Source organism: Bacillus sp. BML-BC051 (genome assembly GCF_019656175.1).
Classification (GTDB): domain Bacteria; phylum Bacillota; class Bacilli; order Bacillales; family Bacillaceae_G; genus Bacillus_A; species Bacillus_A mobilis.
The window spans coordinates 19,711-31,069 of the sequence record NZ_BPLI01000005.1 but is presented as its reverse complement, the minus strand read 5'-3'; the positions used below and the strand labels follow the sequence as shown (position 1 = coordinate 31,069).

The 11,359-nt window shown below is 33.7% G+C and carries 12 protein-coding genes; 2 read left to right on the top strand and 10 right to left on the bottom strand.

Translation table 11 applies throughout. From position 1 onward, the window contains the following. The first annotated feature begins 389 nt into the window (after window positions 1–389). Together K5S59_RS01890 and K5S59_RS01885 are read left to right on the top strand one after the other, a co-directional pair. Window positions 390–1,292, top strand: a complete 903-nt coding sequence (locus K5S59_RS01890) for an ABC transporter permease subunit (RefSeq protein ID WP_098259049.1) — start codon at window positions 390–392, stop codon at window positions 1,290–1,292. Beyond that, the gene (locus tag K5S59_RS01885) at window positions 1,289–2,308 is read left to right on the top strand and encodes an ABC transporter permease (RefSeq protein ID WP_000836594.1); all 1,020 of its coding nucleotides are present in this window, start codon (window positions 1,289–1,291) and stop codon (window positions 2,306–2,308) included. Before K5S59_RS01890 ends, K5S59_RS01885 begins: the two co-directional genes overlap by 4 nt. 130 nt (window positions 2,309–2,438) lie before the next feature. Here K5S59_RS01885 and adhP read toward each other — a convergent pair whose 3' ends face one another. The 10 genes from adhP to dat all read right to left on the bottom strand — a co-directional run bounded on the left by adhP (window position 2,439) and on the right by dat (window position 11,358). Beyond that, window positions 2,439–3,476 (bottom strand): alcohol dehydrogenase AdhP, encoded by a 1,038-nt coding sequence (gene adhP, locus K5S59_RS01880; RefSeq protein WP_000649125.1) that lies wholly within the window; start codon window positions 3,474–3,476, stop codon window positions 2,439–2,441. Between the two features lie 354 nt (window positions 3,477–3,830). Next, window positions 3,831–4,685 carry a MurR/RpiR family transcriptional regulator gene (locus K5S59_RS01875; RefSeq protein WP_001119653.1) on the bottom strand — a complete coding sequence of 285 codons (855 nt, stop codon included), beginning with the start codon at window positions 4,683–4,685 and terminating at the stop codon, window positions 3,831–3,833. A 192-nt stretch (window positions 4,686–4,877) separates the two neighbouring features. Beyond that, on the bottom strand, window positions 4,878–5,525 hold the full coding sequence (locus K5S59_RS01870) for a response regulator (protein ID WP_000694652.1): 648 nt from the start codon (window positions 5,523–5,525) through the stop codon (window positions 4,878–4,880). A 14-nt stretch (window positions 5,526–5,539) separates the two neighbouring features. After that, on the bottom strand, window positions 5,540–6,658 hold the full coding sequence (locus K5S59_RS01865; RefSeq protein WP_120449950.1) for a GAF domain-containing sensor histidine kinase: 1,119 nt from the start codon (window positions 6,656–6,658) through the stop codon (window positions 5,540–5,542). A 157-nt stretch (window positions 6,659–6,815) separates the two neighbouring features. Then, the gene (locus K5S59_RS01860; protein WP_000055438.1) at window positions 6,816–7,709 is read right to left on the bottom strand and encodes a mechanosensitive ion channel family protein; all 894 of its coding nucleotides are present in this window, start codon (window positions 7,707–7,709) and stop codon (window positions 6,816–6,818) included. Window positions 7,710–8,005: 296 nt separating this feature from the next. Further along, window positions 8,006–8,554, bottom strand: coding sequence for a cysteine hydrolase family protein (locus K5S59_RS01855; protein WP_120449948.1), 549 nt, complete (start codon window positions 8,552–8,554; stop codon window positions 8,006–8,008). A 114-nt stretch (window positions 8,555–8,668) separates the two neighbouring features. Then, window positions 8,669–8,923 (bottom strand): hypothetical protein, encoded by a 255-nt coding sequence (locus K5S59_RS01850; protein WP_162937127.1) that lies wholly within the window; start codon window positions 8,921–8,923, stop codon window positions 8,669–8,671. 65 nt (window positions 8,924–8,988) lie between these two features. After that, window positions 8,989–9,477: a putative periplasmic lipoprotein gene (locus K5S59_RS01845; protein ID WP_000713501.1), complete on the bottom strand. Its 489-nt coding sequence runs from the start codon at window positions 9,475–9,477 to the stop codon at window positions 8,989–8,991. 259 nt (window positions 9,478–9,736) lie between these two features. Continuing rightward, on the bottom strand, window positions 9,737–10,384 hold the full coding sequence (locus K5S59_RS01840) for a nitroreductase family protein (protein WP_001105297.1): 648 nt from the start codon (window positions 10,382–10,384) through the stop codon (window positions 9,737–9,739). Between the two features lie 98 nt (window positions 10,385–10,482). Then, complete coding sequence (dat, locus tag K5S59_RS01835) at window positions 10,483–11,358, bottom strand: D-amino-acid transaminase (protein ID WP_120449946.1); 876 nt, start codon at window positions 11,356–11,358, stop codon at window positions 10,483–10,485. Window position 11,359 lies beyond the last annotated feature (1 nt).

The following is an 11,359-nucleotide window of genomic DNA, read 5'->3' as shown; positions in this document are numbered from 1 at the left end:
AGAATTATCTCTTTGTTGAACCACAGGTGCCCTCCTAGGAATTCATTGATCCCTAGGAGTTTTTTTATTTCCTACACGTAGCCTAAAAGAAGAAACCATCTCGTCTAAAATTAACTTTGCATAAGCTTAGCTTTATCGCGATGAAGTCGCGTAACATAGCCGCTACCTCTCCAAATAAGAATTCTGTACATTTTGCTCTATTAATTGTTTTTGGTTGACTCATCCTATTACCTTAATAAACTTAGAGCGCGGATCCTACTATCACTTTATTAACTTGTAAATATATGTTCCATACTATAAAATCTAATATAATTTTTATTTTTCAGAAAAATAAAACAATATTTTAGACTTTATTGTATAATGTTGTAAAAAGATGTCGGAGGGATTTAATGTTACATAAAATATCTCAATTCACAATTAAGCTTTCATCCATTCTTTTATCACTGTTACTATTATTAAATTTACCTTATTTATTTATCACTCAACAAGGATTTACCTTTCAACCAATTTATTTTTTTGACCAGATCGTTACTATGTTAAAACAGGTTTTCTCCCCTGAATCATTGTTGGTTATAGGTTCAGACCCAAAGTATGGTCATTTGAAAACAACACCATTATTTCCAACTGTTTTAGAACCTTATCTATATTCATTTACTATATTATTTTTAGCCTTTTTGCTTGCGCTCTTTATCTCATCTATCATGGCATTTTTTTATTTTTTAGCAAAAGATTATATAAAAAAATGGATAAACCGAATTGTGTTCATATTAGAAGCTGTCCCTGATATGATGATGATGATTTGTTTGCAAATATTTTTCATATGGGTACTTCAGAAATTCGGAGAAGCTCCTTTCACCATTATTTCCTATAATGAAAATCGAGCTTATTTACTCCCTATTTTATCTTTATCTGTTTTACCTACATTACAAATGTTTCGAATGATGGTGTTATACATAAAAGAAGAACATGGAAAACATTACGTAGAGGTTGCATATGGCAAAGGCCTTTCATCAAGTTATATACTTTGTATTCATTTATTCAAAAATATATCTATCCACTTCTTCCACCATTTAAAAACGATTTTTGTTTTCTTACTGTCTAACTTATTCATTTTAGAATTCGTTTTTAATATGCAAGGCATTATTCAATTTTTATTTAAAAAGGCGTTTATTTCACCTCCAGCTGCATTTATCATACTTATCATGATTATTTTACCGTTTTACGCCATTTTTCAAATCATCTCTTTCATGATGAATAGGTGGCAAAAGCAATTGAAAGGAGCAGCTTTATGAAATCTATTTGGAAATCAAAACGCTTTTTAATCGGCTTTACTTATTTATTCATACTTGTTTCAGCTAGTTTTATTTATAGTTGGTTCTTTAAAGATACCATCCCAAAAGCTCCCCAGTTACTTTACAATGACAATAACGAATTGCTTGGAAAGGCTCCCTTTCCACCATCATTAATACCACCTTTTGGATCGGATCGTTTTGGTGAGTCTGTTTTCTTACAAATTATAGAAGGAGCAAAGTTCACCATTTTATTAGCCGTGGTAATTAGCTTCTTTCGAATTTTATTCGGAACATGTATAGGAATACTCTTAAGTTTATACGCTTCAAAATTCAAGAGATTTTTCCAGGCATGCTCAGAAGTTTTTTACTATATCCCTACTTTATTTATCGCATTTATACTCATCACACCCGTTAATATTGTAATCGTATCAAATGCTGATAGATTAGATCCAAATATTTCATTTGCGTTTTATCAAGTACTCGTACTTATATTCGTCGCTCTGCCTACACTTTCTTTATATATATCCTCAGAGGTTGATGAATTTATGAAACAAGATTACATTTTAAGTTCCCAATTGCTAGGGGCTAGCCGTTTTCATATTATCAAAAAACACTTACGAGTCTTGTTACTTGATCGCTTATTTGTGTTATTCATGGAACATATTGTCCAAGCGCTCATACTCGTTATCCATTTAGCGTTGCTTGATATTATAATTGGCGGGATCCAAATGCGGGAACTCTATGATGGAGCGCTCAAACCTGTTTCTCTATCTAATGATTGGGCTGGCCTTATTGGATTAAATCGTTATGAAATGAATCTTTCGTGGTGGATTATTTTTTACTCTCTCGCTTCATTCTTTATTACGATTCTATTTATTAAGCTTATGACAATCGGGATTCAAGATGCACTGAAAGCAAGAGATTCGCAAGTTGTAGCAATTCAAACCGTTCCCGATCATAAGAAATTTGTTAAAAGTAAAGATTCTTTTTCGTTTGCAGATAAAGTGAACTTTTAATCATCTCTCATGAATCGGTATTGATATAAAAAGAGCTGGTCCCTGTTGGATGCAGGGACCAGCTCTTTTCTGGCGTCTAACTTTTTTACATGTCTTTAGCTAGACTCATACTTTTTATATTTAACGTGAATTATTCACAATCACAATTATGCTGTTTAAAATCGATTACCATACGTCCTTGAATTCTACCTTGTTCCATTTCTTCGAATACATTTTGTACTTTATCTAGAGAACAAGTTTGAACAACCGGCACTACTTTTCCTTCTGCACCGAACATGAACGCCTCCTCTAAGTCCTTACGAGTACCAACTAGAGAACCAACTACTTCAATTCCATCTAGTACAAGTCGCGGAATGTTTAAATCCATAGTTTCTACTGGTAAACCTACTGCAACGACTTTACCACAAGCACGTACTGCATCAACTGCTGAATTAAATGCTACTTTAGAAACGGCTGTTACTACAGCAGCATAAGCACCACCAAACTCATCTTGAACAATTTTATCAGCAGGACCTTGAGAAATTGGATTGATAGTCATATCAGCGCCAACCTCTTTTGCTAAGGCTAATTTATCGTCATTAATATCTACTGCAATTACCTTTGCACCAAATACGTTTTTAGCATATTGGATAGCTAGGTTACCTAATCCGCCACAACCATAGATGACGATAGGTTGACCAGGTTTAATGTCTGATACTTTTATCGCCTTATATGTAGTTACGCCCGCACATGTGATTGATGATGCTTGAGCAGGATCTAATCCTTCTGGTACTTTCACCGCATAATCTGCTGTAACAATACATTGTTCTGCCATACCACCATCTACTGAATAACCAGCATTTTTAACTTCACGGCAAAATGTTTCTCTACCAGTTACGCAATATTCACAACGCCCACAAGATTGGAACATCCATGCTATACTTACACGGTCACCTATCTTTAGTGAAGTAACATCATCAGCAAGTTTCGTAACAATACCTACACCCTCATGACCAAGAATACGACCATCTGTGTTTCCGAAATCATGATTTGCAACGTGTAAATCAGTATGACAAACTCCACAATACTCTACATCTACTAGCGCTTCACCTGAGTGTAACGGACGTAATTCTTTTTCAATAACTTCAATGTTTGCTTTACTATTTTTATTTACTACTACTGCTTTCATATGTGATCTCCCCTTTAGTGTCTTAGAGTTTTAATGAGTTCATCTCACAACTTCTACCTGCACTGTTTTGGCCAATTATTACACCAAATTTAAATGTTCAATCATCATTACACGTTCATCATAACATGTAATTTTAAAAGCTTATTGTTAAATATTGAACAATATTTGAATTATTAACCAAATATTTATTTGAAAGAAAAACTGAAATTACATCTATGTATATATTTTATTAGAGCTCTACGCGGGAATATAAAACTCCATTAATACAGATTTTTTAAAACAGGAAACTATAATCATCAAATTTCAATAAAAGACTACTGACCAATATAAAAAGCCCTTCATCTGAAGGACTTTTTATATTCGTTTCATCGAAATTGTTTCACGTATACTTTGTAAATTTTGCAACGTTTCTTCTTGGCGTTGTAATGATAATCCAACGTATAAAGTATCTAACAAACTTAACTGTGCTAATCTTGATGAACTGGCTTCTGTGCGGAATTCCGTCTCACGTGTTGAAGTATATAACGTAATATCAGCAAGTTGACTTAATGCTGATTTCTGATAGCTCGTAATTGCAATAATGTGAGCTCCCCTTGCTTTTGCTACTTCTAACGCTTCCAGTAACCCTTTATTGCTACCAGAATGAGAAATTGCAATGACCACTGCTTCTTTAGTTAGTAAACCCGCACCCATAATTTGAAAATGTGAATCTGTATGAGCAATACAAGAAATACCTGTTCTCATAAATTTATGATATGCATCCATCGCAATAATACCGGAACCACCATTTCCATAAAACTCAATACGGCTTGTATCTTGCAATACTTTTACAGCTTGCTCTAGTGCTGTATCGTTTAGCAAATGTAATGTATCTTGCAGTCCTGTAATATGCGAATGAAAAACTTTTTTAGCAACAGTTACCATGCTATCTTCCGCCGATACTTCTTCATGAATATTTTGCATTGGAGTATGTACAATTTCACGAGCTAATGTAATCTTTAAATCTTGAAACCCTTGAAAACCAAGATGCTTACATAAGCGGAATATCGTAGCTTCGGAGCTATTCGTAACTTCAGCTAATTCTGTAATAGATTTATGTACAACATCTTGTGGATGTTTCAATATATGTTCAGCAATACTTCGCAATTTCGGTGATAAACCGTTTAACGAAGCCTGAATCTTTCCAAGCCCACTTCTTGTACCTGGCATAGCATATCTTCCCCTTCCATCGTAGCTTTATTGTACCTAATTATCGAAAGAAGAAAAACCTTTATTTGGCACTATTATAAATTGAAGTTTTAATTAGCGAGCGCATTGTACATCTTCCAATGATTATTATCCCGAAAATAGCTGGATAAATTTTAAAGGCTCCTATGTATTCTGTCGCAACATAGTACATAATTATTCAAATTTATTATTCCCTCCATGCTTCACCGCATATAATGCAGCTTGCGTACGATCATCTACTTCCAGCTTAGCTAAAACATTTGAAACATGTGTTTTTACAGTTTGTTCTGTAATATGAAGTTCTGCTGCAATTTCCTTATTGCTTCTCCCTTTCGCAATTTCACGAAGTACTTCTTGCTCTCTTTTCGTTAACATGGAAAAAGGGTTTTCTTTTTCTTTCTTAATTGCTGACCGTCCTAATAGTGCCGGGGTTACTTTCGGATGAAAATTCGTATTTCCTTCATGTACTGCAATGATAGAAGCGACAAGTTGCTCAGGCTGTACTTCTTTTAATTGATAACCATCCGCTCCAGCTTCTAGTGCTGGTAAAACATAATCTTGCTCTGAAAAGCTACTTAATATAAGTATCTTTATTGTGTCATCATATTGTTTTATCCGTTTTGTTGCTTCAATACCATCCATCTTCGGCATTGATAGATCCATTAATACTACATCCGGCCTTTCCGTTCGGACGAATGTTAATGCCTCTTCACCATTTTCTGCTTCCCCAACAATTTCAAATTCTTCTCTCGTTTTCAAAAAGAATACAAGTCCTCTTCGAACAATATGATGATCCTCAACTAAAAGTAATTTAATCTTCAACCTTCTTCTCCCCTTCAAACTGGCAATTGAATTTCAATTTTCGTACCCTTTTTCAGTTCCGTTTTTATTTGAAACGATCCCCTCATTAACTGAATACGTTCCTTCATACTTTTTAAGCCGAGCGCTGTCTCTCTTACGTGATCTTGTATAAATCCTATTCCGTTATCCTCTATATAAAAATATAACTGGTTATTTTCTATTTTTAGAAGAACATTTACCTTTTCACATGAAGCATGTTTTTTACAATTATGTATTGCTTCTTGACTAATACGCCATAAAACTTCTTCTATTTCATCCCCAATTGAAACCATTCCATCAATTCGAACTTCCACATGAATCCCTAACAACTTTCCGTAATTTTTAATTGCTTCTGCTAAACCTTTCTCTAATCCTTCCGGTCTTAATTGCCAAATCAATAGTGTCATTTCTTGTAATGCTTCCTGTGATAATTCTCCAATATAACTTAAAATCTCTTGCAAATCTCTATCTTGCGTCATATTTAGAGTACCTTTTGCTGTTAGCATAATAGAAAATAACAATTGTTTTACTGAATCATGTAAATCACGAGCTAATCGATTTCTTTCAGCTACCACTACATATTTACGTTCTTTCTCCACTAACTGAATACGTTGTATTGTCGTTCCTATTTGAAATGCAATTGATTCTAATAATGCTAATTCTTCCTCTGAAAAATGTGTTTTTTGGGGCGAGGCCACATTTAATAAACCAAACTTCTCCGCCCCAGACCTAAGAGGAATTGTCGCATGATGCGTAACACCTTCTGTCTCTCCCCAATTACATTCAATCGCATCCTCTATCCGCTTACATTCAATAATATTTGTTGCTTTTTCTAATCTCCCATTCACAAAACGCTCTACACACCAGCAGTCTCCTTCACACATTGGCTTCTTTTCTTGCCACGTAAGAGCTGGCGGTAAGTTTTCATCTACAAGCATACGGTGCTTTCCACTTTCATCGATAAAGAATATCCACCCTGTTTGTAAATTCATAACTTGTAACAATGTATGTAACACTTTTTCTAACATGTCTTGTAAGTCTGTTGCTTCATTTAATAATTCTGCAATTGCTTTTAATGCTTCTAAACGATACATCTCTTTTTCTTCAAAGTTCATTTTCATCACCAACTACCATTATAACATTAAGAAATTTCTAAATTCTACAAATTAAAAAGAGCCAATTTCCTTTGGCTCTTTCTTTATCTCAATCATTTTATTATTATTTTTCTATCCAATGTTAGATGCAGAATTTTTGTTAACAAACTGTTCTACTTTAACTATCCGATAAAGATTGTCCAACACGGGCATGCTGTAAGCTTTCAGTAGTAACGACCATATTTGCTGCTGGCATCTGCACTTGATTCTTATGGAACATAGACATTAATTCAAATCTTACTTGTCTAGAAGTTTCAAAATAATCTTCTGGCTTTATTAAACCTGTAATACAAAATTCATATCCAACGTATTTAAGATTCGGGTTTAAATCTGTAACACCAACATATTTAAACGGCTCAACAGCTTCATCCTCTACTTTATAAAGACTTGGAGCCAATTTTTCATTACAATTCACACAAACTTCTTCCAACAATTCCTTAACTCTTGTAGGATCTTCCTGATAACTTACCGTAATCCGTTCAATTACGCGCATCCATCCTTTATTAAAATTTTGTATTGTCCTAATTTCTCCATGTGGTATAGTTAGGAGTTTTCCTGACCATTCACGAATTTGCATAAAACGAATACTAATTTCCTCAATTGTTCCTGAATTTGTTCCGTTAAAAGTAACAAAATCGCCAACACGAAACTCTTTGTCCGCTAATCGCGCAAAGCCTAATATAACATCTTTTAGCATCTGTTGTGCAGCAAAGCCGATAACAACCCCCGCTATCCCTGCACCTGCAATGATACTTTTTATATCTACAAATTGGCTAATTAAATAAATGATTAGACTGATGATAATGATATATCTAAAAATAGATCGAATCACACTTTGAATCGTTTGCTCTACCTCTTCATCAAAAAAGCTTGATTTCCTAAAAAACCAATCAATAATACGGTTGATTACAAATGAGATAATGATTAGAACTAAAGCAAATAGTAAAAATCTTAAAAGTAAAAACTCTCTTACATAATTAAAAAATTCTTCAGTATACGTTAATAAACTCATCCATCCACACCCTTAACTAATGAAAATTTCATGAAAAACTAATTTATTGTCATAACTTTTGATTTCTTTAAAACTTGTTACACTTTCTTCTATAAATATACCCTTTTTCATCACCTAAAGGGAGCTGACGATTGAAATTTTATTAAATGAATTTATTTTAAGACCTCAATACTTCCCTAAACAAAAAGGGGAATATTAACACAACGCCGAATTGTTCAGTTAAAAATATTTTGACTCGCGGAGGTTACTAACAATGGGCTATAACGTAAAAAGAGACCTTTTTAAAGGCCTCTTTTTCACTTTACTTCTGCATGTAAGCATGACTTGAAATGTCCAAGTGCAAATTCATGTCCTTGTGCATTAAAAGATGCAACCGCCTTTTCATAAACTACAATTTTGAATCCTTTATTATAAGCGTCTACTGCTGTGTGAAGAACGCAAATATCCGTACAAACACCAACAAGATGAACTTCTTCTATTCCTCTTTCTCTTAACTTCATCTCTAAGTCTGTTCCTGCAAATGCACTATATCGTGTTTTGTCCATGTAATATACATTCTCAGCACTTTTATATGTTTCGTATACATCTTGCAATTCACCAAACAAATCTCTTCCATTTGTACCAGCGATGTTGTGAGGCGGGAATAACTTTGATTCTGGATGATATATATCGTCTTCCTCATGTTTATCGATCGCAAAGACAACATAATCTCCATTTTCAATATATTGCTTCGTTATATGTACAATTTCCTTCTCAATTTCTTGCCCTGGTTTCCCGCATGTTAAAGCACCTTTTTCAGCTACAAAATCATATGTATAATCAATATTAATAAGCGCTCGTTTCATAACTACTATCTCCCCTTCTTCTGTTTCACAGTAAACAATAGAAAATTTGTTATTACGACATCGAATGTACTATTCGACATTTCAAATGAAATACCTACATTTTTCTTTTAAAACTTACCTTAATCCGAGTTTATCATATAATGGATAAACTATGCTAAAACAAATAGCTCCTATTAACAAGTCATGAATTTGATAATTAAACGTAATATGAATCACCTCTTGTATAGTAAACCAAATTACTGACAGTATTATACTAATCAAGACGATATGAATACATCGATTCACACCTTCAACCTCTTTCTCTGCAATAGTAATAACAAGTGAGTTCTTCCTATGTAATCGTATTAGAAAACGAAACAAGTGATTCACTATTTCATCCTCTGATTCAAACAAAAAAGTACATTACTTTTTGAGTAATGTACTTTTTATTCTTATTAAGATGCAGGTTTTGTTTCAAATGTTGCTTGATTAAAACTAATAACCTTTCCTTTCGGGTCATTGTTTTCATACTGAACTGCAGTAATCGTATGACTACCTGTCTCAAACATCTTTTCTTTTAATTGTACTGTTGTCTGTGTTGTACTAGTGACTTGATATTTATCTGCATATACTTGATCTACAAATACAAATGTTTCTTTATCGTTTTGAAAATTAGAAAGCTCTAATTCAACATGTTGAATTAAAGTATCCTTTTTGATGAATACAGCCGGTATATTACCATTCTCAGACGTGCCATTTGGTGTAATAACTTTTACTTTTCCTTCTCCAATTGGCACTGCTCCCTCAGGAAATAAAACTATATTCTCATTACTAGCGTTTACAACTTTTTCTTCCTGCTTTGATTGTGTACCCTCTTTTTCCTGTGGAGTACCGCAACCAACTAGTAACAATACAGACAATCCAGTGATTATGAATTTTTTCAAAATTCATCCCCCCTGTCATTTCATTATAATTTATTATACAAAAATAATTTTTAATTTTTAAAACTACTTTCAACACTTTCATGAACAAATAGAATATTGCTCACGATTAATGTATCATACTTTCCTTAATAGAACATTAATTTTTTTTATGAAATAAATAGTAATTCCCTCTTATCTATCATTTTAGCCCAACAGATTAATTACATACCCGTCCAAAATAAAAAGACATTGTTCATACAATGTCTTTTTATTTTGAGCTTTAAAAAACAAATGTTGTAATCTCATCTACTTCTTTTCTTGGAAGTTTCTTCGGCTTATCTTTCGGGAAACCGAGTGAAATAACCATATTTATTTGTTTTTCAGGCTCAATTTGTAAATATTGTCGTAGTTCATCTTGAGCTAACAATACCGGTCCTGTCATCGGACAAGTACCAAGCCCCTTCGCATGTGCAGCTAACATTAAATTTTGTGCTGCTAAACAGCTACTCTTAATCCCTTCTTCTTCCCAAACTGAATCTGGAACAAAAGCAATTGGATCAAATATCTTTTCACGAAATTTTGATTCATATGGTGTTGCCAAACACACGATTAATACTGGCGCCTCCGAAAAAGCTGTTGCATATGGTCCGAAAGAACGTGTAAGTAATTTCCCTGCTTTCTCTTCTCCGTTTTCTGCCGCTTTTGCCGCAAGTTTATGTAATGCATCCCATGTCATTTTTTCAATTTCTTTAATTTTCTCTCGGTTCATTATGACCAAAAACTCCCAAGTTTGTGAGTTCGTATCACTAGGTGCATAACGAGCACAATCAATAATTTCTTTTATATCACTAGTGGATACTTCTTGTTCTGTGAACTTCCTAACACTTCGTCTACCGTGAATTACTTCTTTAAAATCTTCATAATTCATACATTAAATCCCCTTTTTACAGCGTTTTCAAATCTTGTCCTATGCTTGAATTATATCATGAAAAAAAGCTGGAGGAATACCAGCTTTTTTCTTCAATATTAGTTCGTAACTTTAAACAAACGGATACTTTCTTCATATGCAACTTGGAGTTTCTTTGTAATTGGTCCTCTTCCGCCGGTTCCAAACTGTTCATCACCTATTTGAACGACTGGGAATATTTCAAGTGGTGTCGCTGTAAAGAAGCACTCATCAGCTTCAAATACTTCTTGTAGTGAAAATTCTCGTTCTTCTACTTCAATATGTAACTCTTTCGCTAATGTAATAACGAATTGACGTGTAATGCCGTGGAGAATGAAATTATCAGCCGGATGTGTAATCAATTTATTATTTTTCACCATAAAGAAATTTGAATGACACCCTTCCGTTACAATTCCATCTCGTACTAATATCGCTTCTTGATAGCCTTGTTCGTTTATTTTATTTTTAATCATAATATTAGGTAGCAGGTTTAAAGATTTTATATGACAGAACTTCCAGCGTATATCCTCTTCTACAGTAACTTTTATTCCTCGTTCCATTGCAGCAAGTGGCCTTGGAAACGAAACTATATTTGCAAAATATGTTGGTTCCATATTTGATTCATACACATGATTACGTGCTTGAGCACCTCTTGATATTTGCAAATATACATTCCCATCTTCTTGAAAGTGATTTTTTTCAATCATTTGATGTAACTCTTCCACCAACTCTTCCTTAGTAAACGGCGGAATTAGTTTTATTTCTTCCATAGAATTAAAGAATCGTTCTAAATGTAAATCTAATAAATGTGGCTTCCCATCATATAGTCTGAATACCTCATATATACCATCCCCAAATTGAAAGCCTCTCTCCTCTAATGGAATCATCGGCTGTTCTTCCTTCGTATTTACCATTCTTCCGTTAAACAAAATCCAATCTTTATGAGTAGCTTTCATT